This is a genomic window from Ruegeria sp. BA2 (assembly GCF_056539605.1).
Genome location: NZ_JBQFVE010000023.1, coordinates 17,119 through 43,951 on the forward strand (window position 1 = coordinate 17,119; position 26,833 = coordinate 43,951).

Here is a 26,833-nt window from a genome sequence, read left to right on the forward strand (position 1 = left end):
CGGCATTGATGAAAATCTAAGCGGAGTCGATTAAGTTGATAATCCGCCCTCAATCTGTTTCTTTGCTAGATGAAATCTACCAATTGAAAGAGACGGAGGACTGGATTGTGCGCTTGCCACTCGCAACACTTGAAGTTTTTACTGCCATTGCGAAACAGGGCAGCCTGCGCGGCGCAGCGGATATTCTTGGAATCAAACCTGCCACCGTCAGTCAGCAACTCAAAAACCTGGAAACCCAACTTGGGACGACACTGTTCATTCGAACCACACGATCCGTAAGTTTGACCGAGTCTGGACGGGCGCTGCTACGAGGATCAGGGCCTGCATTTGATCAATTAGAAGAGGCTGTAGAAACTGCAAGAACCACCGGACACGCCGCCCGAGGCCGCCTTCGGGTCGCGATGGCAGAATACATCTACGACCTTTTTGTGAGCCCAGCACTTAGCGCTTTTTCGACGCGATACCCGGAGATTGAGATAGAGCTATCCATCACAGACGCGCTGTCGCAAATTCTGGATGATGGCTTCCACGCGGGTTTCCGTCTGGGGGATCGGATTTCTCAGGACATGGTGGCTGTTCCAGTTACGCCACCACTTGATCTTGTGGTCGCTGGAAGTCCATCCTACTTGAAGGCGAACGGCACACCGAAAGTGCCCGCTGAGCTGCTTCAGCACAATTGTATCCGCTACCGGCTGCCCTCTTCCGGCAAAGTTGCAGCTTGGAACTTCAAGTCATCAACTGGAGAATTTGCGGTTGATGTTGATGGGCAGTTTATCGTCAACACCTTACCGGCTTCGCTTGATTTGGCCCAGCAGGGGTGCGGTTTGATTTACACGTTCAAAGACTATTGTGCGGAACAACTGGGAATCGGCAATCTGGTTTCGATGCTCTCTGAACATCTTCCAGATACGCCTGGAGTGTACATCTACTTTCCGAGGGAATATCGGAACATGATCCCGCTGCGCTTGCTTATTGATCATCTCAAGATATCATAATAGCAGTTGGGTTTCCTCTAATCCGCAATTTCTCGGAACGGCAGGCGACAGATAGGTTTCGATGCGGATTCAAGTCGTTCAGATCCGCCTCGGCTACTTTGGATGGCATCGAGGTCGCCCACATGATCTGAAATCAGCAATTCCCCAGCACCACGACATCTGGCTTTCGGCTATTTACCGAGATCGCAGGATGAGTGCGTCCGGTAAGTCGATGGCTCTGGCCGCTCTAAAAGTTCGCGACATATCCCCAGAACCTTTTGGCTTCCGGTGCTGCCCTCTGAGTTCGCCTGGATTACGGAGAATTTACAGCTGCCAACCAAAGCAGATATATAGTTCCAACTTGGGGCTTGTTCCAAATGTCACTAGGTTGATTGGCTCTCGTTTTTCGCTCGCGCAGCGAAAGCCTGCATTGCGAGGATTCTGTGGAAAAACAACGTGTTGCTGGCGCAGAAACCGGAACCCGGAATTTGGCGCGAGTGCCTTTCTAGTCAGGCTTTTCGCGTTTGCTGCGGTGCGGGAAAGGTCTTGGCCAGTTTCCGGAAGTTCTGGGCGGTGGCTGCGAGGAGAAATTCGTCGTTCGCACCACATGGCCCGCGTAATCGAAGCTTCCCAAGCCCAAGGAAACGTTTGAGATGGGCAAACAGCATCTCGAACTTCTTCCGCCGCTTTATCGAGACCTTGTATTGCTTGGTCTTGGCAAAGGGCCGTTCGTTTGCTTCTTTGGTACGTCCAGCGGGAAGCTATCAATCGTTGAGATTGCGTGACTCTACGCAAGGGAAGCAAAAGGCAGACTTAAGCGTCGCTCCTTTCGACACCAGCAAGTGTCTGACGCTCCCGATTAAGAGCTTGCAATTGAGTTTTGACATAAGCAATTCAAGAGCGTTCGGGGGTAGGTCGGCATGAGGTTTTGTTGAAGGAAATCATGTGAGCAGCCAAAAAGACGAGATCCTTTGAAATCTTTTTTGTGACAACCGTCGCAGCTCTGATCGCAATGGCGAATAGAGATTGATCATTGGGTGCGTGAAATCACGGACGCTCAAATATACCCATCCGCTAAGCGTTGGCAAAACCATTTTGAGACTGCGACAGAGTTCAAACCATTGAAAGCTGTTGCAGTTCTGACATTGATCCCGGATGCTGGAAACCTGATTAAGGACAACGCAGCAGAGTGTGATAAAGAGCAGGATGTCGCTGGAAGATCCCTTCACAGAACTTCAGATCACAAGACAGACGAACGGATTCTACAAAGGCTACAGCCTTCCGATCGCGTTGGTCAGCAAACTGGTGGTAACGGCTCTGGTGCTTTGGGCTTTGGTTTGGCCACTTGCTGCGAATGATACGTTACGGTCTTGGAAGTCAGGTCTTCTGAGTGATTTTAACGTATTCTACGACCTATCGGTTGCTCTGTTTTCGCTGTTCCTGTTTGTGGTCGCTGTGATCCCCGCTACCGGTCGACTGCGTCTGGGCGGTGATAACGAACGGCCCGAGTTCACGAATTTCTCATGGTTCTCGATGATGTTCGGTGCCGGGCTGGGAGTTGGGTTGATGGTTTATGCCACAGCCGAACCCCTTGGTTTGTGGGAGGTCAATCCGCTAACAGTCACGGGGGAGGTTGCGCCCAAAAGCACCGACGCAATTCAGGGGGCCTATCGCTATACATTCTTGCATACGGGGTTTCATGCCTGGGCCATCTATGTGGTGACAGGATTGAGCTTGGCGTACTACGCATACACCCGCGATATGCCGCTGACGATCCGTGCTGCACTGACGCCGTTGCTGGGCAAGTATTCCAATGGGGCAGCAGGTCATCTGATCGACATACTGGGCGTCGTCGCAACCATTCTTGGCGTCGCCGTCACCATCGGATACGGCGTATCACAGCTTGTGGATGGCGCGTTTCTGATTACTGGCGCCAACTGGTTGATGGACGGAGTCATGAAGCCTTCAACAGCGGCGTTGGTTGCTGCGTTAGCACTGGTTATGATGCTTTCGACACTGTCGGCAGTTTCCGGCGTCGGAAGAGGGGTGAAGTACCTCTCGAACCTGAATTTGATCCTGTCATTGATACTTTTAGCCGTGTTTGTTGTATTCGGATCATTTGCGTTTGCGTCCGTGACCTATGTGCAGGCTCTCCTGGATTACATCGTCAACTTTATACCCCTCAGCCTGCAGGCCTATAGCCCGATGTCACAGGCAGAGTACGCAACAGCGCTGCCGCCCGAAGCCGCGCCCTTCGCAGGAGAGCTGTTTGCCGGTGCGACCGACGCCTGGGGAAGTAAGGAAGAATTCCTCAACGCCTTGAGCGCTGATGCCGCAGCTATGCCGGAGGCGGCAAAACTGGCCGCATATGAGGCGGGCACTCCGGGGCGGTTGTTCGGATGGCAATCGAGTTGGACCACGTTTTACTGGGCGTGGTGGATCGCCTTTTCGCCCTTCGTCGGTTTGTTTCTTGCCCGGATTTCACGCGGGCGAACGGTACGTGAGTTTATCTTTGGTGCTGTGGTCGCTCCATCATTGGTGTGTTTCGCCTGGATGACGATATTGGGTGGTTCGGCCATTGATCTGGAACTGAACGGAGACGCCGATGGCGTGATCCTTGCATCGTCAACCACAGCAACCCTGTTCGTGACGCTTGAACAAATGATCTCAGGCAATTTGTTGATTATCATCAGCTTCATGTGTGTGGTTTTGACAATGACATTTCTGGTGACGTCGGCGGATTCAGGGATTCTTGTGATGAACACAATCATGTCCGGCGGATCGGAAGAGACCGGCGTCAAACACCGCATCCTCTGGGGCGGTCTACTGACTCTGGTCATTGGTACGCTGCTGATCGCAGGGGGCGGTGGACTAGAGGCGCTGACCAATTCCATGATTATCGGCGCGTTGCCCTTCAGCCTTGTTCTTCTACTGATGTGTGTCTCACTCGGAAAAGCCATGATCAACGACCTTCGGCGGTCGAGCTATGAGGAAAGCGCCTCAGATACTGAGTGAACATTAACGATTCAGTCCGGTTTCTTAATGTTCCTCATGGGATTGCTTAACGATGGGGCGTTAAATCTGACTGACTTGCTGGTGGGCACTGACGGGCATCCTCCAGGCGATTACCAACACAACAGAGAACAGATCATAGGGTATTTGTATCGGGCTACTCCGATCAGACATAAGAAAGGGTGCGCAATGTCAAACGCTTCAGTTTACGCCCCTTTGTTTGCACCCATTCGTCTGGGGCCAGTCACTGCAAAAAACCGCTTCTATCAGGTGCCACATTGCACCGGTCTCGGTCATGTGCGCCCCCGTGCCGAGGCCGCGCTGCGTGGTATGAAAGCGGAAGGCGGTTGGGGCGTGGTATCCACGCAGGAAACCGAAATTCATCCAACTTCGGATCTGGCCCCTTATGCCGAAGGGCGTTTGTGGGACGCACGTGACATTCCCGCCCTGAGACTGATGACGGAGGCAGTCCATGGACACGGTGCGTTGGCGGCCGTGCAGCTTGTGCACAACGGCAGCCATGCCACAAACCTGTTGTCGCGGGCGCCCATATTGGCCCCATCAGATATGGCGATCAGTTCAGTGCAACCGAAACAGGGGCGTGAGATGGACAAGGCCGACATTCGCGCCCTGCGCCAGTGGCACCGCGACGCCGCTTTGCGCGCCAAGGAGGCCGGGTTTGATATCATCTACGTTTATGCTGGCCACGCCATGACACTGGCCCAGCACTTCATGCTGCCGCATTTGAACACACGGACCGACGAATATGGCGGTTGTCTGGAAAATCGCGTGCGACTGACCCGAGAGTTGCTGGAAGACACGCATGAGGCTGTTGGCGATACCTGCGCAGTAGCATTCCGCTTTGGCATTGATGAAATGCAGGGCCCCGACGGGATGCAAGCGGTCGAAGAGGGCCGCGCCGTGGTCGAATTGTTGGCCGAATTGCCGGATATCTGGGACGTCAACGTCTCGGATTGGTCCAATGATTCCGCGACCACACGGTTCCAGCCGCAGGACGGTTATCAAAACGAGTATCTGGCCCATGTCAAAAAGGTAACGGGTAAGCCCGTGGTCGGGGTTGGGCGCCTAACCTCGCCCGACATGATGCTGTCGATGTTACGCAAAGGTGTTGTCGATTTGATCGGGGCCGCGCGGCCTTCGATCGCTGATCCGTTCATTCCCAGAAAGATCGAGGAAAGCCGCATCGACGAAATCCGTGAGTGCATCGGGTGCAATATCTGCGCCGCATCAGATGGGCTTGGCATCCCGATCCGATGCACGCAGAACCCCACGATCGGAGAAGAATGGCGGCGCGGCTGGCATCCCGAACGGATCGCTTCGCGTGGTCAGGCGACGCAAACGCTGGTTGTCGGCGGTGGCCCTGCGGGGTTGGAATGCGCTATGCAACTTGCACGGCGCGGGTACGATGTGACTTTGGCCGAAGGAGAGGCAGAATTCGGAGGGCGTGTCCTGCGCGAAAGCAGATTGCCCGGGCTGGCGGCGTGGGGCCGCGTGGCGGATTACCGGCTAAACGATCTGAAACAGCGCTCCAACGTGCAGATGTTTACAGAAAGCGCGCTGACCGCTGATCAGGTGACAGAACTTGGCATCGACCATGTGTTCCTTGCTACCGGCGCGCGTTGGCGGGCCGATGGGATCGGGCGCTACACCCGCCGCCGCCTACCGCGGATTGACGCGAGGGCGCGTATTTACACGCCCGATGACATCATGGGTGGATCGGAGCCCGAAGGGTCTGTTGTGATCTATGATGATGACCATATCTACCTTGCTGGGGTGGTCGCTGAAAAACTTGTTCGGTCCGGCTGCGAAGTGATTTTCGTGACCCCGGAGAGCGCGGTATCCGGGTTTTCTGCATACACGCTTGAGCAACACCGCATTCAGGCCCGGTTGCTTGATCTGGGTGTGGATATCCGCTGCAATCAGGTGCTGCGGAACGTGGCACCCGATCATGCGACTATTGCTTGTTCTTACACCGGGCGCCGCGATCAAGTGCGGTGCGACTCTGTGGTTCTGGTGACCGAGCGGCTGCGGAATACCGCGCTTTATGAGCAGTTAAAGAACCAAGGTTTGACGACGCTGGAACTGATCGGAGATGCGGCCTCACCAGGGCTGATCGCTGACGCGGTTTTTGCGGGTCACCGCACGGCGCGTGACTTTGAGCGTTCGAAATCTGACGCGAACCTGGATTGGTTTCGCCGGGAAATCACTGATCTGCGGGAGGAGACGCCATGACCGAAGCAACCGCAACAAAGACGCGCCGCCGCGGCGGTGGGCGCGCTGCCCGTATTGCATTGCAACAGACCAGCACCGGCAATGAGGCGGTACATGGAGGCATGGCTGGGGGCCGCTACAGCCCGTTATCTCAGACGGATATGGAAGCCATTCACCATGCAGCCCTGACCGTGCTGGATCAGACGGGTCTCGCAGATCACTTTCCGGAACTGCTGGATCTGGTGTTGCCCAAAGGCGCGGTATTGAACGACCACAACCGCCTGTGTTTTCCGCGTGCGCTGATGGAGGATGTGCTGTCGGGCGCGGCGGGTGAATACTATGTCCACGCACGCGGTGATCGGTCGGGCAGAGACGATATGCACTGTACCGCACAAAGCGTCTATTTCGCCAATTCGGGCACAGCGGTAACGACGTTTGATGCAAAAACAAAGTCTTATCGCCCGTCCGAGCTGCGCGATATCTATGATTTCACCCGACTGGTCGACAGGTTGGAAAACATCCACATGTTGGGTGCAACCGTGCTGGCAACCGATGTACCGGACGACTTTACCCATGACATGAACATGGTCTATGCCATGCTGTCTGCCAGCCAGAAACCCGCCTGCATGGCGTTCCGTAACCGCAGCCATATCCCGCATGCCATCCGTATGTTCGATCTGGCTTCGGGAGGTGAAGGTTCCTTTCTGAAAAGACCCTCAGTCATTTTTGGCGGGTGCCCCATCGTTTCTCCCTTACGCATTGGGCGCGAGAACATGGAGATTCTGATCGACACCGCCAAACTGGGCTTGACCGTTGATCTGGCCGTCCCTCCGCAGGCCGGGGCCACAGCGCCCGCGACGTTGGCCGGAACACTGGTTCAGGCGGTGGCCGAGACGCTGGCCTGTGTCGCCATTGTCAATCTGATCCGACCCGGTTGTCCGGTCAGCTTTGCCGCCTGGCCGTTTATAACAGATCTACGTAGCGGATCTTTTACGGGCGGCAGCGGCGAGCAGGCCCTGATCGGTGCGGCTGCCGTTCAGATGGGGCAATTCTACTGTTTGCCCACATCGGTCGGCGCGGGCATGACCGATGCCAAACTGCCTGACGCGCAATACGGTCTGGAAAAGGCTTTGACCTTCACGCTCGCGGCTCATGCCGGAGCCAACCGGGTGTGCGAGTTCGGCGGGATGATCGGTAGTCTGATGGGGTGCAGTTTCGAGAGCATGGTCATCGACAATGAGGCTGGCGGCATGATCCTCCGGTCATTGCGCGGAATCGAGGTGAACGATGAAACGCTGGCCGTGGATGTCATCCACAATTGTGCCATTGATCCGGGTCACTTTCTGGGTAACCCGCATACGCTGAGTTCGATGAAATCAGAATTCGTATACCCCAAGCTGATGGATCGTGAACGCACTGATACGTGGGAAAAGGAGGGTAAACTTGACCTGATGGATCGCGCGAGTGAATGCGCCTCTGCTATTCTTGGCTCCCATTTCCCGAACTTTTTCGGTGACGCGGATGCGCAGGTGCGAGATGAATTCCCCATTGTTTTGAACCGACAAGACATGAAGCGAGGATCGAGATAGGTTGGGAGGATCCCAAAAGGAGTCCATTGCCGGATTGCCGCTGCTTTGAGACAACCTCTTCCGGCATCGTTCGCTTGTTCACCATGTGGTTCCTCTGTTTTCCTAACCGTAACGGCGGACCACATTAGCGGGCAGGATGACCAGTCCGCTCTTCCTCTCTGTTGTCCCGCACGGGTTACAAGCTCCAATCTGAAAACGCGTCTGGGTTGAAAAAAACCTTGTGGTCAACCACAGTGGGCTTCTGGAGGCATCCTCAGTGTTGACATGGAGGCGCATTTGTCGCGCAGAGCGATTTGACTGACACGCCAGTGGATACGGTCCAACATGCACCGTTGAATCGACCTTTGCTGGGCATAAATTTCTTTGCCGGAGATGTGACTGCGGGGTTTGGACCCTATCTGGCGATTTACCTTTTGGCTCAACTTCATTGGTCGCCCCAGAATATCGGATTCGCTCTGGCTCTTGGCTCAATCGTGACGGTTTTGGCACAGACGCCGGCCGGGGCGTTAATCGATTGGACGCGCGCAAAGCGAGCTTTGATGGTTGTGTGTATCACTGCTGTAGGTTTGGCTGCTCTGACACTTGTTGTGTCGGATCAGGCTATCGCAATCTATGGCGCACAAGCTACGATGGGTGTTGCCCTGGCTTTTCTCGGCCCGCTGATTGCTGCTATCACGCTGGGAGTTGTAGGTCGGAAGGCGTTTACCCGGCAGACCAGCGCAAACCAAGCCTGGAACCATGCGGGTAACGTGGTGGCAGCGGGGATCGCGGCCGGGTTGGCATTGGCTGGTTATGTGGACGGGGTGTTCATATTGATTGCAGTGATGTGTGTTGGCATGATCCTCTGTACCACATTGATCAAATCCACCGATATAGACCACGAAAACGCCCGAGGCGGTGTCGCAGAAGACAACTCGGGTGCCGAGAAACCCAGCGGCTTTGCAACCATCTTAAACGACAAACGCCTGTTGATTTTCGGTGTTTCCATCGTTCTGTTTCACTGCGCCAACGCCAGTATGCTGCCTTTGGTCAGTCAGAAAGTCGCTAGTGGAGGCGATACCAAAACCGGCATCGCGTTTACGTCTGCCTGCATCATCTCGGCGCAATTCATCATGATCGGAATGGCCATTCTCTGCGGTCGCACAGCCGACCATTGGGGGCGCAAACCTCTGTTTTTGATTGCGTTTTCGATCCTACCAATCCGTGCCGTCTTGTACAGTTTGACCGACAATACCGTCGCCCTTGTAGCGATACAGTCGCTTGATGGCGTGGCAAATGGGATCTTTGCTGTCCTGTTTTTGCTCATCGTTTCGGATATGACCAAAGGAACCGGGCGGTTCAATATCGTACAAGGGGCGTTGGCCACCCTCGTCGGAGTTGGGGCTTCGATCAGCAACCTTGCGGCGGAAGAGATCGTGCAAATCAGCAGTTATGATATGGCGTTCTACTTTCTTGCGGCCGTTTCACTGCTGGGGGCATTGATTTTCTTCACACTGATGCCGGAAACGGCTCCTCACGCAAGCCGCAATCAGTCCAACCCTGACGCCGCGCAATCTTAAACGGAGTAGCACATTGTCCTTCAGTCTTGGGGTCTCAATTGCCGTTTTCACTCTGATTGCTATCCGCGAATGGCTGCCCGCATCCATGAAAATTTGGCATGTCATGACGGCAGGAGCATTCGCCCTGCTGATCACCGGTGCTATCTCTCCGAAGTCGGCCCTAGAGGCCATAGACTGGAACGTAATGCTGTACCTGTTCTCGGTCTTTTCCATCGGGCGTTCTTTGTATGAAAACGGTGTTTCACATCGGATCGCGGGCTGGATGGTGGGCTGGCGAACACCGGGCGTGTCACTGGTTGCATTTATGTTGCTGTTTGCGCTGATCGCTGCAGTTCTAACCAATGACGCTGCTGCAATTATCGGCACGCCGATAGCGCTGATGTTGGCACGTCAAACCGGAGCCGATCATCGGACCTTTCTGATTGCGCTGTGCGTGACCGTAACAATCGGCAGCATGGCCACACCGATCGGAAACCCGCAAAACCTGCTGATAGCGGCCAGCGGCCAAGTTCCCGCCCCTATGGTCACGTTTGTGCACTGGCTGATTGTTCCTACCCTGATCTGTCTGGGCGGCAGCGCCTTTTGGCTGTCCAAGCGAATGGTCGTATCGACGCCCGATTTGGATAAATCGGATGTAACTAAGGATACCAGCGGCGTGAAATGGCCGGTGCTTCTGGCGATAATCGTTCTGGTCGTTCTCGTGACGGTCGAGAGCGTTCTGGCTGCAACCGGATCAGACTTCGGCTATCCACTGGGGGTCGCAGCGGCCATCGCCTGTCTACCGGTTTATCTGTTTGATAGTGCGCGGCTTAAAACCTTTGTCCGCCTGGACTGGCCCACATTGGTCTTCTTTGTATCTATGTTCATCGTGACCGGCGCACTGCTGAATTCGGGGTCGTTACAAAGCATTCTGGGTGACGAGCGCGCACATATGAGTGAACCACTGGTCACGGCCGGTATCAGCTTTTTTGGCAGCCAGATTTTCTCAAACGTGCCATTGGTCGATATGTACCTGAAGCTTATGCCTTCCTTTGACGTGCCAAATCTGATGATGCTTGCCGGTATCTCGACCCTGGCCGGAAACGTCTTCATCATCAGCGCAGCCAGCAATGTCATCGTCTTGCAAATGGCAGATCGCATGGGAGCGCAGGAAGTGACGTTCACACAATTCATGAAAGATGTGTTGCCTATCGGACTTGTTTCGACCGGGATTACGGTTGGTTGGATATTGCTTCTTGAGGCACACTTGTCCGGCAAAGCATTTTGATGAACCTACTGATTTGCACCAGATGCGAACCGCAGCTACGGGTTCAGGAGTTTTACGAATTGGCCTGTCAACTAAGGCATCGATCTTCATGAAGTTGCCAACTTTAGTGCCTGCGAGACAACCTAATTAGCCCGTGCCATGTTGACCAGGGTCTCCAAGTATCAATGATGGTTGTAGGCCGAATGCCGTGCGTTTAGATTTCACCCAAAGCAGGTATTTGCTGGTGAACCTCAATCACATTGCCTTCCGGATCATGGAAGAATACCTGATGCCATTCCTTTGCAAAAGTTGTTCCATAGTCCGAATATGGAATACTATTTTCGTCGAGTATCTTGAGAAATGCCTCAAGATCATCTGTCCGAAATGCGATATGACCGCGCTCAACCGGGTTGATTACCCGACCGTTCTTGAACGCGACATCAAATGCGCGTTCAGCCAGGTGCATCTGCATGCTGCCTTCAGTCGCAAATCGAATTTTACCGTCATAGCCGGTTTCTGTATTGGCAACTGTACGTGGAAAATTCTGCTGAGGGATATCGTCTAAACCTAGGACGTTTGTGTAAAAATCGTGCATTCGATCGACGTCATCGGCCACGTAGTTTATGTGGTGAAATTCTAGCTTCAATTGCGGTCTTCTACTCTTGCTGACGTTACATGGCTTATAGCATCAAGTACCGACTATTTGGATATCACCTGCAGCAGCATTCTTGCCATAGAGGTACGGAGGTAAGAATGCGCGCTGGACATCGACCTTAAACGCTCGAAGATCGTGTTGTCACTGCAGATCAAGTCTGTGATTACATCGGCGCACAGGCTCTTGTTTCCCGTCTAACAATGGTCGATTGGATGTTGGGGCCCTCTTATCGTTGAAGCGCTTATCGCGCATGCAATGCGCAACATCGAACTTAGTTTTGAAGACGAAGAGATCCGAATGGATCAAGCCGAGCGCACCGAAAACCCTTACAATCTGTTGTTGCGGCCTTGGCGGGCGACGCCTACGTAAAAGTAGAAAAATTTCCGGATGGGGTCAATGTACGGAAATTCCATAGACTTTCCCGGAGTAGTTCCATTCCTTATGGTACGTGAATTGACGGTCGCTAAGGCTCACAACTTGCTGAAACGATACTTTTTAAGAATTTCAAGGATTACAGATTTTGCATGCAGCCTGTGTCGACGGTGTCGGTCGTGCGCGGTTTCAGGATCTCTGTTTCGAATGGCCTGATAAACTGCTCTGTGATCTTCGTTCGATTTCAACGGTAGAGGGCGGACATAGAGCGTTGCGGCACGCGCGCGCGTAACCTGATCACTCATCATCTCAACGATTTTTTCGACCCGAGTGTTTCCACCCAAGCGAACAAGTTCACGATGAAACGTGTCATCTGCTTCAGCCCAGCTTTCCAGATCCTCTGATTTTGTAGCGTTGTCCATACGGTCGATAGATTGGGCAAGGGGCACCAGTTCATCATCGCCGTAACCTGCTTCGGCAGCTTTCTGTGCCGCGAGGCTTTCGAGTTCGGTCAGTATGTCGTAGATTTCGCACATATCATCCGGCGATATCGGCAGGATGCGAACACCTTTACGCGGGCGCATTTCAAGCAATCCCTTGCTTTCGAGCATCAAGGCTGCTTCGCGGATTGGAGTTCGCGACATGCCAAGGTGTTCGGCTAGTTCTGATTCCAGGTGATCGGTTCCTGCCGCCAACTGGCCCGACAGTATCATACCGCGCAGATCGTGGACTGCACGTTGGGTATTTGACAGAACCTTTTCGTTTTTCGGTTTCATTTTTTGTCCAGCTTGATCTTCTTTCCCGCCTCGTTCGACGCATAGACGGCTTCTTCAGTTCGAAGGACCTCAAGATACTCTTGTGCGATGTTTTCGATTGGCGTCCCGGACATGAAACCCGAAATCACGTGGCTTTGCAAAGCGTGAACGCAATCCCCGCCAAACCCATCCCATTTATCTGCCGGTAGGACCACCTGAATTTTCTGTTGCGCGAAAGCACGTAACCTGACAGAACCGTCGCCCGTAAGCGTCAGTGTACCTTCTGTTCCTTCAACCAAAGCCTCTCCCATTGTACGTCGCAGATTGTCTGCCGCGTGGTCTAAACATCTGTTGCCATCAATCAACGTCGACATGCCGTTGTCATAGTTCAACAAGACATGTCCGGCATCTTCACCGGAGATGACGGGGTTGATCTTGCGTAGATCAGCGTAGACCGAACTTGGTGACCCGAACAAAAACCGAAACGTGTCAATGTAATGAACGCCAGTTTCGTGAACCAGCAGCTTTGGCATCTTCTGAAAATATGGTTGCCGGTCCAGATAAGCATTTGGCCCCTGGCCATCTCCGGGTCGGAGACGAAATGTTGCCTGCAACGGAGTGCCGATCCCGCCGCGATCCAGAACCGACTTAATCGTGCGAAACCACGGCTGGAACCGGAAGTTCTCATGAATGATTATCGTCGCTTTTTCGGCGTTTGCCATGGCGACAATCGCTTCAGCTTGCTCAAGAGACGGACAAAAAGGCTTCTGGCAAATCACCCACTTGATTCCATGTGACAGCGCTGTCTTGATCGTCTCAACGTGGCTGTTTGGTGGTAGTATCACATCTAGAATATCGGGCTTACAGGCGGTGAGCATTTTCGGCAAATTTGTATAAGCGGATACTCCGGTGGCCTTAGCTTTTTCTATTTCGAGGTCGCAAGACGCCTGAAGGTCCACATCAGTCATGCGCGACCAGCTTTCATAGTGGAACTGGCTAAAGTACCCGGCGCCAACACATGCGACCTTAACCTTGCGCGTGTTAGTCATGCGGCCAATACCTCTTGCAACACGGAGGATGCCGCTGCTTCTGTACCAGCCTGGCCGCCAAGGTCACGTGTGAGCGATTTGCCATCAGAAATCACTTTCTCGACCGCGTTCTGAAGCTTCGATCCATCGTTGATCAAGGCGTCGTTATCATTGCGCGATCCCAACCAATCGAGCATCATTGCAGCAGACAGGATCATTGCAAACGGGTTGGCGATGCCTTGGCCTGCGATATCGGGCGCAGATCCGTGACAGGGCTGAAACACCGCGTGGTTCAGCCCGATATCAGCCGATGGTGCCAAGCCGAGACCGCCCATCAGACCGGCACCCAGATCTGAGAGGATGTCGCCAAACATGTTTTCCGTCACAAGGACATCGAATTCCCAGGGTTTTTGCACCATCCACAACGCTGTTGCGTCAACATACGCATGGTTCGCCTCAAGCCGGGGATGTTTTTTTGCTTCCGCATCAAACATGTCGCGGAAAAAGGCAAACGCCCGGAAAACGTTGGCCTTGTCGACACAGGTGACACGTCCCTTGCCTTTTCCCTGATTGCGACGTTCTTCTGCCATGTCGAATGTAAACTTGAACAGTTTTTCGGAAACGCCACGGGTTATCAGCATCGTTTCTCGTGCTTCGTTCTCCAGAACTTCACCACAGCCTTGCGTATGAAAAAGCCCTTCGGTGCTCTCGCGTACGAGAACAAAGTCGATCTCTTTGCCCGGTGGTAAAGCGAGAGGCGTGGACTGTCCCGCCCGGACCCGTACCGGTCTAACGCCGGCAAACAGCCCGAGTTTCTTTCTCAAGTCGATCTGGGGGGATATCTCTGTTCCGTCCTCATATCGGACATTTGGTAAGCCCATTGCCGACAGCAATATGGCATCGGCGCTGCGCGCAATTTCCATGGACGTGTCGGGGAAAGACTCACCTGTTTGAGCATAATGGGCAGCTCCGGCAGGCGCATTGGCAAAAGTCAGATCATAGCCCGGGCTGGCATCCGACATCTGGCGAAGAATCTCAATTGTGGGCGCCATTATCTCTGGGCCGATTCCATCACCTTGAAACACAGCGATCTCAAATTTTCCTGTCATCCTGATGTCATGTCCTTTTCGCTCGCTTGGCAATTCGGCGGTAAACGCAAACCGACGCGTTGACAATGTAGAATTTAATGTATACGAAAATAAATGCAATAAAAAGCACATTGTGATTTCTTGGGAGGAACTATGATGAAATCTGGAATTGCAAAGCTGATCGCTTCTGCTTTGCTTGCAGCGGGCGTAAGCAGTACCGCAAGCGCGCAGGACTACCCCTTTCGCGATATCACCACAGCAGTTGTTTGGGGGGCCGGTGGAGGCACCGACACTATCAACCGTATGATCATGGCTGAGATGGAAAAGCATCTGCCAGTGTCGATCAACGTGATCAATCAGACGGGCGGTGTCGCTGGATCAAACGGCATGGTTTATGTCATGAACCAACCAAATGACGGATACACTTTGGTTGGCTTGTCGGAATCCAATGTCACTGCCGCGGTGCAAGGTGGCTGGGATCAGAAGTTTGATTTCTGGTATCCATTCATCGTTGGTGGTTCTCCTGACCTGATTTCTGTGCCTGCCGACAGCCCGTACAATTCGTTGCAGGATCTGGTCGATGCTGCAAAAGCGGCACCTGGCACAATCCCCGCTGCCGCATCCGGAGCGGGATCCATCCACCATCTGAACTTGCTGGCCATTGAGAAAGGCTCGGGTGCAGAGTTCAAATTTGTTCCCTACAAAGGCTCTGCACCTGGACAGGAAGCAGCCATCGCAGGCGAAGTTGCGCTTGTTGTGACATCTCTGGCCGAGCAGGCACCCTTGATCGAAGGTGGGCAGCTGAAGCCGCTTGCGATGCTGACGCCTGAAGATGCGCAGATCGCTGGCACAACGGTCCCGTCCGCATTTGGGATCTATGATGGGTTGGACCAGTATCTGCCACTTAAGCAGGCAATCGGGTTTGCGGTACACAATTCCGCTGGAGACGATATAAAAGCTGCTCTGGGAGCGGCGTTTGAAAAAGCCATTGCATCCGATACGGTGGCGGAATGGGCTGCGGCGAACAGCTATGATGTTGGCGGTCAATATGGCCCTGAAGCGCAAGAGCTGTTTTCCAATCTCGAAGCGACCTTCGCCTATACACTACAGGATCTAGGCGCAACTACGGTTGATCCAGCGTCGCTGGGGATCGAAAAGCCCTAATTTGGTACCATGAGTCTGGAAAGGGCGCTGAGTTGCGCCTTTTCATGCTGGAGGCAGGCAAATGGAAAAACCCGATGACGTACAGGTGTTACGTGCGCGTGATTTCTGGGCATCGTTGACCATGATCGTTCTCTCGATTTTCTTTCTTTGGAAAACCTCGGAGATCCCACTTTGGGGAGGGAACAGAGCAGGCGTCAGCGGAGTAGACTGGTTCAATTCCGCTGCGATCGTTCCACTGTTTATCTTCACAGCTGTACTTGTATTGGCCATCGTCCTGTTGATCGTTTCGATCCGGTCGGGTGGTGCACAACACGCTGTGACATCTGTTGGTCTTGGCTGGGACAAGGTTGAGGCACTACGCGTTTCAACGATCAGCCTAATGTTGTTGGCTTATGTTGTCGGCTTGGTGCCTCGTGTCGATTTCATTCTATGTTCCGGACTGCTGATAACCGGCCTTAGCTTTGGTTTTTTTGGTGGACATGCTAGGCGCGCATTGATTGCCTGCATGTTCTTGGTAACGGCCGGAGTTTTTGCTTTTGTCAGTTATCCTGCGCAAGCGGATTGGAACAACCATGCGGATGACTGGTGCACACTGATTCTCTGGATCGGTCTGACGGTGCTCTTACTCATGAAGTGTGCGACCGAAAAGGTGCTTCGGGTTGTGCCGTTGATCGCGATACTCGCGCCTTTTGTTCTGGTCTGTGCCATGGCATTCGGATTCCGTCAGAATGTGCCTGCGCGCGGGGGACTGATTTTTGAGCAGATCGAATACCACTACTACGTGACGCTTAGGCCTCTTTGGAAAGAATAGCCGAATGGATTTCATCTTCACCCAACTTGCTGGGTTCGGAGCGGCATTTGTAGCTTTGGTCGGTGACCCTCTGACATATGTCTATCTGATCGTTTCGGTATTTCTTGGCATCACATTCGGTGCATTGCCGGGCCTTACGGCCACTTTGGCAGTAACGATCCTAACAGGTTTCTTCGGCAACAAAATTCCGCTCGACTATTCACTGATTGCACTACTCGGCGCCTATGTCGGGGCGATTTATGGCGGATCGTACCCTTCGATTTTGTTGAACATTCCAGGTACGGCAGCCAGTGCCGCCACCGCGATGGATGGCTATCCGCTTGCGAAAGCCGGGCGAGGCGGAGAAGCGTTGGGGCTGACAACAACGGCAAGTTTCATCGGAACTGTGATTGGCACATTTACTTTGCTGATTTTTGTTTGGGCCCTGTTGTTGGTTTCGAAGAACATTGCCAGCCCGGAAAAGGCATTACTTGCTCTATTTGGAATTCTGCTCTCAGGCACTTTGATGAGCGAAGATCTGGTTATCAAAGGCTGGGTCGCAGGTTTAATCGGGCTTGCAATGTCCATGGTCGGACTGGATCCCTTGCTGTCCGAGCCCCGCTATACCTTTGGTTGGTCATATTTGCTAAGCGGTTTTCAGGTTGTGCCGGTTCTGATGGGGGCATTTGCGGTGCCGCAAATCATTGACGGTTTACGTCATGTCCAGGCGGGGAAGGTGATTGCTTTGAAAGGGCGAATCCTGCCGAACCTCAAATCCATTCGGCGTTATTTGACCACTATTGGTCGGTCGGGGGTAATCGGAACAGGCGTCGGAGCATTGCCGGGTGTTGGCGAAGACGTTGCTGGTTGGGTCAGCTATGGAGTAGGGAAAACGGTTTCTTCCGAGAGCGATAAGTTCGGGCGCGGTTCCTTCGAAGGCCTGCTTTGTTCTGAAACCGCAAACAACGCCTGTATCGGAGGTGCGCTTATCCCATTGCTTGTGCTGGGTATTCCCGGCTCACCTCCTGCTGCTGCCCTGATGGGTGCATTCAAGATCAACAATGTCATTCCCGGCCCGACGATTGATCCGGATATCATCCTGCGTGTGGTTGCCATCCTGGTGATGGCATCATTGACCATGTTCTTGATGGGTCTTTTTACGGCACGTGTCTTCGTAAAGATCCTCGCCATTCCACAGACAATTTTTCTACCGGTCGTTATGGTGCTGACAACAATTGGATCTTTCAGCGTCGGAGGCGGCATAAACGACCTCTATCTTATGTTGGGTGTCGGGACCGTTGCGTATTTTATGAACCTGATGAAATACCCGATCGCACCGCTTGTGATCGGAGTAATCTTAGGAAGCCTTTTTGACGAGACATTCCGACGTTCCCTGTTTTTGTCAGACGGCGACCTATCCGTCTTCTTCTCACGCCCCGGAGCAGCCATTTTACTGTTACTAAATTTTGGTCTGATCCTGAGCCAGCTTCCCTTTGTGAAACGCGCCTTCCTGCGCTTGAAAGGACGAACCGTCTGATGTTTGCTGTCACTGTCACATTCAATTTGAAGCCGGGCGCCCAGAAAGCTTTTCTGCCGCTTGTAACCGAAAACGCGGTAGTTTCGCTCCGTGAAGAAAGCGGATGTCAGCAATTTGACGTCTGCATCGGAGATGATCCAGAAACCGTTTTTCTTTACGAAATTTATGATGACCAGGCGGCCTTCGATGTGCATCTCGGGACACTGCATTTCAAATCGTTTGACCAAGCAACGTCTGGAATGATTGCGAGCAAGACAGTCCAAACTTACACCGAGGTCATAAGATGAGTGAATGGGAAGTCCACGCTGTCAAATATGCTGATCGCAATGCGCGCACTCGTGCCGACAGTTTCATCATAGATGACAACCACGATGCCCCACACGCAATGGACTATTTTATTTGGGTGCTTAAGCGAGGCAATGAAGTGCTGCTGGTTGATACCGGATACGACTCAGTTGAAGGTGCCGCGCGCGGTCGTCCAATTGCGCTGGACCCGCGCGAGGCGCTTCGACCGCTCAAAATCACCCCTGAGGCTGTAGACCAGGTCATTGTGACCCATTTGCACTATGACCATGCGGGAGGGCTGCATCTGTTTCCCAACGCGAAGCTACATATGCAAGCCGCCGAAATGGCTTTCGCCACAGGTCCCTGCATGTGCCAAGACCATTTGCGCGCGCCCTTTACAGCGGGACATGTCTGCGAAGCTGTTAAACGTCTTTATTCAGGAAAAGTTGTCTTTCATGACGGGGACGCTGAAATCACTGATGGTGTCACGGTGCATTGTATTGGTGGACATTCGCGCGGCTTGCAATGCGTTCGAGTACGGACAAAAGCAGGCTGGATGGTTCTGGCTTCTGATGCCTCGCACTATTATGAGAACTTTCTCGCGCGAAAAGCGTTTCCGATCGTTGTCGATTTACAGGATATGCTGGATGGTTTTGAAAGGCTTGAGGCCCTGGCTTCGCATCCTCGGCTAATAGTGCCCGGACATGACCCTCTGGTGCGCGAATTCTTCCCAGTAGGTGTTGCGCCGCACATAAGTCGCTTGGATGCAGGTCCGACAGCGGAGGTAATACCATGAAGATAGGTGTAATTGCTGATGATTTTACAGGTGCCTCCGATATCGCGCTAACGCTGGCTGAGGCTGGAATGCGGGTGAGCCAGTTTATCGGTATCCCGGAAACCGAGACCGGAAAAAATCTGGACGCAGGAGTTGTGGCCCTGAAGTCCAGAACATCCCATGTCAGCGAAGCGGTTCAATCCAGCCTAACCGCGTGTGATTGGTTGCTTGCACAAGGCGCGCAGCAGATAATTTTTAAGGTTTGTTCCACCTTTGACAGCACTGAAGATGGTAATATTGGACCTGTTCTGGATGCATTGGCACAGCGACTTGATGCGGAAGGGGTGATCGTGTGTCCGGCGTTCCCAGAGAACGGACGAAGCGTGTATCAGGGGCATCTGTTTGTGCAAGACAAATTGCTGAGTGAAAGCGGCATGCAGGATCATCCATTGACGCCGATGCGCGACGCCGATCTAAGACGTGTTCTTTCGGTCCAGTCTGCAGGGCCGATCATCCATATTGATGCCAGGACTGTTATGCGCGGGGCACAAGCGATCCGTGCTGCTTTGCCCAAAAAGGGCCATGTCATCGTTGACGCCATTCGCGACGATGATCTGGTTGAGATTGGGAAGGCTGCGAATGATATGCCACTTCTATGTGGCGGATCAGGTATCGCCATTGGTTTGCCTACCAATTTCGGGTTCCAGACGGCTGAACCAAAATGGGATGCGGTTCATGGTCCGGGTGTCGTACTGTCTGGATCCTGCAGTAATATGACACGCCGCCAGGTTGACACTTACAAAACCCAGGCACCGCATCGTGAGATTTCTGCCCACGCTGTCATCAATGATGAAATAAGTGTTCATGAAGTGGCCATGTGGGTACTTCGGCAAGACACATCGCCTTTGATTTACTCTTCGGCAGACCCGGAAATCGTAAAGCAGGCCCAAACAGAATTTGGCAAAGAAAAAGCTGCCACAGCGATTGAAGCATTCTTTGCTAAACTTGCGACAGAGCTTTTGACCGCTGGAATTGCAAGGATTGTTGTCGCAGGCGGCGAAACATCCGGTGCAGTGGTTAACGGTTTGAGTGCTCAAGTCTTGCGAATTGGTCCAAGACTTGCAGCAGGAGTCCCAGTTTTGCGTCTGGATGCTTCGCGCCCTGTGGCGATGGCCTTAAAGTCCGGAAACTTTGGGTCTGACAACTTCTTTGCAGACGCTCTGACCAAGATGGGAGCGCAAAGATGAGTGAAGAGTCCAAGCTGCGTGAAGATATCTGCATTCTCGCGAAGTCCATTTTTGATCGTGGCTTAACTGGTGGTTCATCCGGCAACATCTCGGCCCGTTTGTCCGACGGTACCTTGCTGATGACCCCAACCGGGAGCAGCATGGGGTTTCTTGACCCGGCACGCATAAGTCATTTGGACACTGACCTGAGACTGCTGAGCGGGGATGAGCCTACCAAGGAAATCCCCCTGCATTCTGCTTTCTACGAAACCCGTAGCGGAACCGGTGCAGTCGTGCATCTTCATTCTACCCACTCAGTCGCTTGGTCAATTTTGCCTGAGGTCGATTCAAATGACGTCTTACCGCCGCTCACGCCTTATTCGATCATGCGTTTGGGCAAAGTGAAACTACTGCCGTTTTTCCTGCCCGGGGATGCGGCAATGGGTGATGCAATTCGGGGCCTTGCCGGCAAGCGATCGGCTGTGTTGTTGGCCAATCACGGTCCGGTAGTTGCTGGCCGCGATTTGTGGGCCACGGTTTTTGCGATGGAAGAACTGGAAGAAACTGCAAAGCTGGCGTTGTTGACAAGAGGTTCTGATCCAAAAGCTCTGTCTGTATCGGACATTCGCCGGTTAAAGCAGGCATATCCAACGTAACTCCAAAGCTACCACCGCTTATTTGAGACGCAGTCAGCTTAATTCTGTTGGTATCGAAACACAGTCGCCCGGTTGGTGATCTCAAAGTATCCTGAAAAAAGGACCCGAACCCATGCAATACGGACCTCTCGGCAGAAGCGGACGTACTGTATCAAAGAGTATGGTGGCTGTCATTCTCGCCACGGCAACGCCGATTGGTAAAAAAGTGCGCTTGTTACCTCCATGGGTCTATATCGGACGTAGGAGGTAACTGGTTTTGAAACTTGAGTAGTTTCTATCTAATAGCAGGTTTGTGAAACACAGTGCAGCGTTGTCGTATCATAGCTGGGACTTGACGGCTGATCCGGCTCTAGCACGGCGCGACGCCTGCAAAATTGGTCCGGTACAACAACCGACGCACCCCGTCATAGTCGTTCGTCCCACAATGCAAAGTCATGCGGTTGTCCCAGATCGCAACATCCCCTGCCTGCCATTTCAGACAACAAGAAAAGTCATGTCGCTTGGCATATTTGTAGGGCGCTTCGAGATAAGGCGCACTTTCCGCTTCTATCATGTCGGTAAAACGCGTCACATAGATAGAGTTTACAAACAAAGCGCGGCGTCCGGTTGTAGGATCAGTAATGACCGCAGGGTGCAGAACCTTTTTGTCTGCGCCAGGATCGCCACGAGTCATCTTGATCGAACTATTGGCCTGATTACGGTTGGGCGGAGCATGGCAAACGCCGTATGGTTTGCCGATATGCACAACAATGCGACCATCAACAAAGGAGTTGAGATCAGCCGGCAAGCTTTTAGATACGGCGGACTGATCCGACCACACCGTATCACTGGCAACCTCGGGGATTTCGACGGCATTCAGAACAGATCCCGCAGGTGGGCTGGGAAGAAAACTGAAGTCCGTGTGCCTTTCGCCACCAAACACACCCGTCTTGTGTTCATGCGCTTCCTTGAGCACCGCTATGACCTGAGGATTACTCGCCAAGGGCTGCACATAAGGAAGCTGCATCAGGTCACCAATTACTGAAGTCAAACGCTATTGTGCTTCCAGATCCAAATGCTGCCCGCGCAGGACAATCATGTGATACGCGCCAAGCGCATCCTTCCAGGCAGACGCTACATCCGGCGTGATATGGCCCTTGAGATCCACGCCCGTGGTTTGCGCACCAATAAATCCCGTCAACTTGGTGACTCGCATCGCTCACTTACTTTCTAATCGGACAAACTTGGCAGAACCGTTGGCCAAAATTCTTCTCTCAGGTTAGTACATGTTGTCATCGATATCAGCCACGATGCTTTGATCCTGCGCAGTCCAGTCTGCTTCGGAGACCTCAAGATGGCTCATCATCAGTTCGATAAGACTTGGTGCGGTTTTTCGATCAATCTGCGCCTCTACGTTCCACAGCCCAGCGCGGCGGATTGCTTTTGCGAATTGACCAAAGGCTTCTTCGACCTCAATCAGTATGCCCACTTTGGGCACCTTGCCGTTGATGGCTGAGCCCGCAAGCAGGTCTGGATCAACAGTCACCAATCCGGTTCCATTGACCCGGACAGTGTCGAAAACACCGGGGGTGAGAAACAGCACAGAAACGGGCGGGTTTTCCAGCACATTACAAAACGTATCAAACCGCTGAGTGCCCGGTCGATCGGGTATGAGCAATAGGCCCGGATGAATAATATCCACAAACCCTCGCTTGTCTCCCCGAGGGGATATATCCGTTCTACCGCGCGCATCCTGTGAAGAGACTGCGCAAAACGGCGACTGTTCAACGAACCGCTGCATTGGCTCGCTCAGCACGGGCGAAGATTTTGCATATATTGATGGCCCTGTATCACCAAATTGAACCCGAAAGTCAGATATGTCTCTGACCAGTAAATCCTGCCGGATACTCTCGTCACAGAACACCATCAAACATCCTCCCCTACATTCAGAAGGCAAAGCTAAAATCTGACGGATCATCATCCCCGCTCAAAAAAAATTTTAAACCATGCTCTTTTCGCGGAAATACGCGGCCCTAAACGGCCTCGCACAGAGTTTAGTCAGACATCAGCTGAATTCTATTTTTGGACTACACCTTGCATCTTCTACCTATCGGAAGGTAGCTCACAATTAAACTTCGCCTCCAGAATAAATTTTGGTCATGCGCGAAACGGCACAATGTTGAGTAGTGGCGACCGCGTGGCGCGCCTATACGGGCAATAGCCATTAAAAAATTGCTAAGGAGACTGATATGACCGGACCTCTTGCCGGAGTGAAAGTTTTGGACCTGACCAGCGTCATATCGGGCCCCTCGGCCACCATGATACTGGCGGATCAGGGGGCAGATGTTATCAAGATTGAAGCGCCCGGGGGGGTGGTGATTTCTAGCGCCACATTGCTACGCGGCGCAATGGATTCTCGGCGGCGTTTCTGAACAACAATCGCAATAAGCGATCCGTTATTCTCGATCTAAAAGACCCCAACGATCACGCTGCGCTGTCGGAAATGGTAAAGCAGGTAGATGTGTTTGCGCAAAATTTCCGCCCCGGCGTTGCAGAGAGGTTGGGATTAGGGGCCTAAACCCTTCTGGCATTGAACCCGCGACTTATCCATACATCGATAGCAGGGTTTGGGTTTACCGGCCCTCTTGCGCAGAAGCCGGTTTACGATCCTTTGATTCAAGCCGTTTCTGCCTTGACCAGCGTACAGGCGGGTTGGGGTGCCGAACCCCCTCGGCTCGTCCGCACGATCCTACCTGACAATTTGACAGGCATTCAAGCAGCACAGGCAATAACCGCCGCATTGTTTCACCGCGAACGAACCGGCGAAGGGCAAGCGATAACCCTGTCAATAATGGACACGATCGTGTTGTTCCTTTGGGAATCCGACATGGGAGGGCATACCTTTGTCGGCGATGAGTTCGAAGAAGAGGCGTAGTCCTTCATTGATATTATTTATGAGACCAAGGATGGATTTGTCTCCGTGGCTGTCATGCAAGATAAGCACTGGATTGGGTTTGCTCATGCTATGGGGCGTTTGGACATTCTGGATGACCCGTGCTTCAAGACACCGGAGTTGAGGGAAGTGAATCGCAACGCTCGGTTTGAACTGACAAAAGATCTTTTGCAGCCATTGAGGGTTCAGGGCGCCATAAGCCGGTTAGAGACAGAAGGCGTACCTTGCGCGCCAGTACTGTCCCGCACGCAGATGCGTAAATATCCGCAAATACAGTCAAACAACACTCTAACCGAATACGATTACCCAATAGCGGGTCGGTTGCGACAAACAGATGCAGTTGCCGGATTTTTAAAGACCCCAGCGGCGATCCGAGTTGGCGCACCTGCCTATGGTGCGGATACCGAATCTATTTTGTCTGAGTTTGGAATCAAAAGGCAAACTGGCACCCCTTCAGATCGAGATATCCAGAAGAAGTAATTGAAATACTGGCCTTTTACGGCGCTCCGAAAATGACTATCAAAAATGATTGCAAAATAATCTACCTGACGATAGGTAGGTACCATGAAACAAATCCCTAGACGGAGGTACTGAGATGAAGATCTATGATACTGAAGGTTTCCCTAACCCCGCCCGAATTCGCATCGCGCTTGCTGAAAAGGGTGCATCTGACAAGGTGGAATTCATACCCGTGGATGTCATGAGCGGCGAACACCGCACGCCCGAATTCAGAGCCAAGAATCCCGATGCAGCTGTGCCTTGTCTGGAACTGGAAGACGGTTCGCACATTGCCCAATGCAACGCGATCACCGAATATATCGACGCGACGTTCGAGGGCCCCTCATTAACCGGCGTAACCGCAAAAGAACGCGCGCGCATTTCGATGATGAACCTGCGTGCGGAAAACGGTTTGTTGAATGCGGTTGGCACCTATTTCCACCACGCCACACCTGGGTTGGGCCCCGATCTTGAAACATATCAATGCGCCGAATGGGGCAACAAGCAGAAAGAGGTCGCCAAAAACACAATGAGCTACCTGGATTCGGTTCTGGCAGAAAATGAATACTTGGCCGGAGACACGTTCTCGGTGGCTGATATCACCGCCTTTGCTGGATTGGCCTTCGCCGATTTTGCCAAGGTTGAAATCCCTGAAACCCTGACCAACCTGCAAGCTTGGCGTGCTAAGATGGCGGCCCGGCCATCGATCGCCGCCTAAGCGAGAGCTGCCATTTAAGTCGAAAGGACATCTCCCAATGGAACTCAACTCGGACTTCTCCTCCCGTGTCGTTGTTCACTCTGATCAACTTGATTGGCAGGCCTCGCCCATGAAGGGTGTGGACCGGCGCATGCTGGACCGGATTGGTGGCGAGGTCGCCCGTGCCACCACCATTGTGCGCTATGCACCGGGCAGCAAGTTTTCGGCCCACACCCACACGGGCGGTGAAGAGTTCATCGTGTTGGAAGGCGTCTTTCAGGACGAACACGGTGATTTTCCAGCGGGCACTTACGTGCGCAACCCGCCGACAACTGAACATACGCCCGGCTCCGAGCCTGGTTGCACCATCTTTGTCAAACTCTGGCAGTTCGACATGGAAGATCGCAATCAATTCCGCAAGAACATGGCGGATGAGTTGGCCTCGCCGGTGAATGGTGTCGCGACAGCAACCCTGCACAAAGATGACCGTGAAGTCGTAACCTATAGCCATCTTGATCCCGGTGCCGAGCTGACCTCGGACGCACCCGGGGGAATCGAAATTCTTATGATCGACGGCTCGATGACATCCGGTGGCGACGATCTGGGCAAAAACGACTGGTTACGTCTGCCGGAAGGCGCCGAGCTTTCTGCCACAGCGGGCCCGGATGGTGCAAAGGTCTGGATGAAGACCGGGCATCTGCCATTTGCGCAGCCACCAGCGGTTTAACCCATGGCTGCTAAAAAACCTTTGGCGCTTGTCGCCGGAGCGGGGGCTGGCCTTGGCCAGTCCCTTCTTGTGCGTTTTCAGACCGGTGGCATGACTGCCGTTGGTCTTGGACGCACCCAACCTTCGGAAATTGTCGGCACCTTCCGTCAAATTGATATTGCAGACCCAAATGCCACCGCACCCATAATCGCCGAGCTTATCGCGCAATATGGCCCCCCGAAAATCGTTGTTCACAATGCTGCCGAGCTGGTCATCGCACCTTTCCCTGAAACAACCTTGGACGACTACAAGCGCACCTGGACGTCGATGGTACAATCACTGGTCGTATTGGGGCAAAGCGTACTGCAACCGATGGTACGCGGCGGTGGAGGTACACTGATCGTATCCGGAGCTACCGCATCATTGCGGGGAGGTCCGCGATTCTCGGCCTTTGCCTCGGCAAAGTTTGCATTGCGTGGGCTGACACAGTCCCTGGCGCGAGAGTATCAATCGGCAGGTATCCATGTCGCACATGTCATTCTTGACGGTATCATTGACACCCCAAACTCGCGGGAACTGCACAGCCTTGATCCAGCGAAGATGATGAAACCCAGCGAAATCGCCGAAGCCTACTGGCAGCTGGCACATCAGCCGCGATCAACCTGGACACATGAGCTGGACCTGCGCCCTGCCTCGGAAGGGTTCTGAGTGATGCAATATGACACCCTCATCATCGGAGCTGGCCTGTCTGGACTGTCGCTCGCCTCGCAATTGGCGGAACAAGGTCGCGACTTTCTGCTGGTCGAGGCACGGGATCGCCCTGGCGGGCGTATACTGAGCCAACAGCAGGGCAATGGGTATTTCGATCTGGGTCCGGCATGGTTCTGGCCGGGCCAGCCTCGAATTGCCGCGCTGATCGAACGATTGGGGTTGGAATGGTTCGAACAGTATTCGGCAGGTGCCCTCAGCTTTGAGGATGAACAGGGCCGTGTCGAACGCGGTCGGGGTTTTGCTTCGATGCAGGGGTCGTATCGGCTGAAGGGCGGGCTTGGCAAAA

At 53.3% G+C, this 26,833-nt stretch carries 25 protein-coding genes and 2 pseudogenes; 19 read left to right on the forward strand and 8 right to left on the reverse strand.

The features are described 5' to 3' along the window. The first annotated feature begins 35 nt into the window (after positions 1-35). The gene (locus ACR0NN_RS24455; protein ID WP_480685783.1) at positions 36-995 is read left to right on the forward strand and encodes a LysR substrate-binding domain-containing protein; all 960 of its coding nucleotides are present in this window, start codon (positions 36-38) and stop codon (positions 993-995) included. A gap of 488 nt (positions 996-1,483) precedes the next feature. On the opposite strand, the pseudogene ACR0NN_RS24460 reads toward ACR0NN_RS24455, so the two are convergent. Next, positions 1,484-1,702: pseudogene (locus ACR0NN_RS24460) on the reverse strand (transposase); the annotation flags it as partial. Positions 1,703-2,180: 478 nt separating this feature from the next. On the opposite strand from ACR0NN_RS24460, the gene ACR0NN_RS24465 reads away from it, so the two are divergent. The 5 genes from ACR0NN_RS24465 (at position 2,181) to ACR0NN_RS24485 (ending at position 10,633) form a co-directional block, all read left to right on the forward strand. Then, positions 2,181-3,989 (forward strand): BCCT family transporter, encoded by a 1,809-nt coding sequence (locus tag ACR0NN_RS24465; protein WP_480685785.1) that lies wholly within the window; start codon positions 2,181-2,183, stop codon positions 3,987-3,989. 186 nt (positions 3,990-4,175) lie between these two features. Further along, the gene (locus ACR0NN_RS24470; protein WP_170726920.1) at positions 4,176-6,239 is read left to right on the forward strand and encodes an oxidoreductase; all 2,064 of its coding nucleotides are present in this window, start codon (positions 4,176-4,178) and stop codon (positions 6,237-6,239) included. Continuing rightward, positions 6,236-7,807, forward strand: coding sequence for a trimethylamine methyltransferase family protein (locus tag ACR0NN_RS24475; RefSeq protein WP_170726926.1), 1,572 nt, complete (start codon positions 6,236-6,238; stop codon positions 7,805-7,807). The genes ACR0NN_RS24470 and ACR0NN_RS24475 overlap by 4 nt, the downstream gene beginning before the upstream one ends. A gap of 293 nt (positions 7,808-8,100) precedes the next feature. Then, positions 8,101-9,366 (forward strand): MFS transporter, encoded by a 1,266-nt coding sequence (locus tag ACR0NN_RS24480; protein WP_480685788.1) that lies wholly within the window; start codon positions 8,101-8,103, stop codon positions 9,364-9,366. A gap of 13 nt (positions 9,367-9,379) precedes the next feature. After that, the gene (locus ACR0NN_RS24485) at positions 9,380-10,633 is read left to right on the forward strand and encodes an SLC13 family permease (RefSeq protein ID WP_170726929.1); all 1,254 of its coding nucleotides are present in this window, start codon (positions 9,380-9,382) and stop codon (positions 10,631-10,633) included. 193 nt (positions 10,634-10,826) lie between these two features. On the opposite strand, the gene ACR0NN_RS24490 is transcribed toward ACR0NN_RS24485, so the two are convergent. From ACR0NN_RS24490 to ACR0NN_RS24505, 4 genes are all read right to left on the reverse strand, one after another. Further along, complete coding sequence (locus ACR0NN_RS24490; protein ID WP_170726932.1) at positions 10,827-11,258, reverse strand: VOC family protein; 432 nt, start codon at positions 11,256-11,258, stop codon at positions 10,827-10,829. A 479-nt stretch (positions 11,259-11,737) separates the two neighbouring features. Next, positions 11,738-12,415: a GntR family transcriptional regulator gene (locus tag ACR0NN_RS24495; RefSeq protein ID WP_170726934.1), complete on the reverse strand. Its 678-nt coding sequence runs from the start codon at positions 12,413-12,415 to the stop codon at positions 11,738-11,740. After that, positions 12,412-13,443 carry a Gfo/Idh/MocA family protein gene (locus ACR0NN_RS24500; RefSeq protein WP_170726937.1) on the reverse strand — a complete coding sequence of 344 codons (1,032 nt, stop codon included), beginning with the start codon at positions 13,441-13,443 and terminating at the stop codon, positions 12,412-12,414. Before ACR0NN_RS24500 ends, ACR0NN_RS24495 begins: the two co-directional genes overlap by 4 nt. Further along, on the reverse strand, positions 13,440-14,531 hold the full coding sequence (locus ACR0NN_RS24505) for an isocitrate/isopropylmalate family dehydrogenase (protein WP_170726940.1): 1,092 nt from the start codon (positions 14,529-14,531) through the stop codon (positions 13,440-13,442). The genes ACR0NN_RS24500 and ACR0NN_RS24505 overlap by 4 nt, the downstream gene beginning before the upstream one ends. Before the next feature lie 135 nt (positions 14,532-14,666). Here ACR0NN_RS24505 and ACR0NN_RS24510 point away from each other — a divergent pair, with 135 nt between their 5' ends. The 7 genes from ACR0NN_RS24510 to otnC all read left to right on the forward strand — a co-directional run bounded on the left by ACR0NN_RS24510 (position 14,667) and on the right by otnC (position 20,943). Next, positions 14,667-15,674 (forward strand): tripartite tricarboxylate transporter substrate binding protein, encoded by a 1,008-nt coding sequence (locus ACR0NN_RS24510; protein ID WP_170726942.1) that lies wholly within the window; start codon positions 14,667-14,669, stop codon positions 15,672-15,674. A gap of 61 nt (positions 15,675-15,735) precedes the next feature. Next, complete coding sequence (locus ACR0NN_RS24515; RefSeq protein WP_170726944.1) at positions 15,736-16,485, forward strand: hypothetical protein; 750 nt, start codon at positions 15,736-15,738, stop codon at positions 16,483-16,485. A gap of 4 nt (positions 16,486-16,489) precedes the next feature. Then, a complete protein-coding gene (locus ACR0NN_RS24520) occupies positions 16,490-18,001 on the forward strand; it encodes a tripartite tricarboxylate transporter permease (protein ID WP_170726946.1) in 1,512 nt (503 codons plus the stop codon). After that, a complete protein-coding gene (locus ACR0NN_RS24525) occupies positions 18,001-18,288 on the forward strand; it encodes a putative quinol monooxygenase (RefSeq protein WP_170726949.1) in 288 nt (95 codons plus the stop codon). The genes ACR0NN_RS24520 and ACR0NN_RS24525 overlap by 1 nt, the downstream gene beginning before the upstream one ends. Continuing rightward, the gene (locus tag ACR0NN_RS24530; protein ID WP_170726951.1) at positions 18,285-19,082 is read left to right on the forward strand and encodes an N-acyl homoserine lactonase family protein; all 798 of its coding nucleotides are present in this window, start codon (positions 18,285-18,287) and stop codon (positions 19,080-19,082) included. Before ACR0NN_RS24525 ends, ACR0NN_RS24530 begins: the two co-directional genes overlap by 4 nt. Beyond that, positions 19,079-20,308 carry a 3-oxo-tetronate kinase gene (gene otnK, locus ACR0NN_RS24535; protein ID WP_170726954.1) on the forward strand — a complete coding sequence of 410 codons (1,230 nt, stop codon included), beginning with the start codon at positions 19,079-19,081 and terminating at the stop codon, positions 20,306-20,308. The genes ACR0NN_RS24530 and otnK overlap by 4 nt, the downstream gene beginning before the upstream one ends. Next, the gene (gene otnC / locus ACR0NN_RS24540) at positions 20,305-20,943 is read left to right on the forward strand and encodes a 3-oxo-tetronate 4-phosphate decarboxylase (RefSeq protein WP_170726956.1); all 639 of its coding nucleotides are present in this window, start codon (positions 20,305-20,307) and stop codon (positions 20,941-20,943) included. The genes otnK and otnC overlap by 4 nt, the downstream gene beginning before the upstream one ends. A 349-nt stretch (positions 20,944-21,292) precedes the next feature. On the opposite strand, the gene ACR0NN_RS24545 is transcribed toward otnC, so the two are convergent. The 3 genes from ACR0NN_RS24545 to ACR0NN_RS24555 all read right to left on the reverse strand — a co-directional run bounded on the left by ACR0NN_RS24545 (position 21,293) and on the right by ACR0NN_RS24555 (position 22,903). Next, positions 21,293-21,973, reverse strand: a complete 681-nt coding sequence (locus ACR0NN_RS24545) for a TauD/TfdA family dioxygenase (RefSeq protein ID WP_170726959.1) — start codon at positions 21,971-21,973, stop codon at positions 21,293-21,295. Between the two features lie 3 nt (positions 21,974-21,976). Continuing rightward, complete coding sequence (locus ACR0NN_RS24550) at positions 21,977-22,138, reverse strand: Fe(II)-2OG oxygenase family protein (protein WP_170726965.1); 162 nt, start codon at positions 22,136-22,138, stop codon at positions 21,977-21,979. A gap of 63 nt (positions 22,139-22,201) precedes the next feature. Further along, complete coding sequence (locus tag ACR0NN_RS24555; RefSeq protein ID WP_480685793.1) at positions 22,202-22,903, reverse strand: MSMEG_1061 family FMN-dependent PPOX-type flavoprotein; 702 nt, start codon at positions 22,901-22,903, stop codon at positions 22,202-22,204. A 268-nt stretch (positions 22,904-23,171) separates the two neighbouring features. On the opposite strand from ACR0NN_RS24555, the gene ACR0NN_RS24560 reads away from it, so the two are divergent. The 6 genes and pseudogenes from ACR0NN_RS24560 to ACR0NN_RS24585 form a co-directional block, all read left to right on the forward strand. Next, the gene (locus ACR0NN_RS24560) at positions 23,172-23,354 is read left to right on the forward strand and encodes a CoA transferase (RefSeq protein WP_170726972.1); all 183 of its coding nucleotides are present in this window, start codon (positions 23,172-23,174) and stop codon (positions 23,352-23,354) included. Then, positions 23,351-24,355: pseudogene (locus tag ACR0NN_RS24565) on the forward strand (CaiB/BaiF CoA transferase family protein). The gene ACR0NN_RS24560 and the pseudogene ACR0NN_RS24565 overlap by 4 nt, the downstream one beginning before the upstream one ends. A 115-nt stretch (positions 24,356-24,470) precedes the next feature. Then, positions 24,471-25,091, forward strand: coding sequence for a glutathione S-transferase (locus tag ACR0NN_RS24570; protein WP_170726987.1), 621 nt, complete (start codon positions 24,471-24,473; stop codon positions 25,089-25,091). A 37-nt stretch (positions 25,092-25,128) separates the two neighbouring features. Beyond that, positions 25,129-25,797, forward strand: coding sequence for a cupin domain-containing protein (locus ACR0NN_RS24575; RefSeq protein ID WP_170726990.1), 669 nt, complete (start codon positions 25,129-25,131; stop codon positions 25,795-25,797). 3 nt (positions 25,798-25,800) lie between these two features. Further along, on the forward strand, positions 25,801-26,484 hold the full coding sequence (locus tag ACR0NN_RS24580; RefSeq protein WP_170726992.1) for an SDR family NAD(P)-dependent oxidoreductase: 684 nt from the start codon (positions 25,801-25,803) through the stop codon (positions 26,482-26,484). Between the two features lie 3 nt (positions 26,485-26,487). Continuing rightward, on the forward strand, positions 26,488-26,833 hold a 346-nt coding region (locus tag ACR0NN_RS24585; RefSeq protein WP_480685795.1), incomplete at its 3' end, for an FAD-dependent oxidoreductase.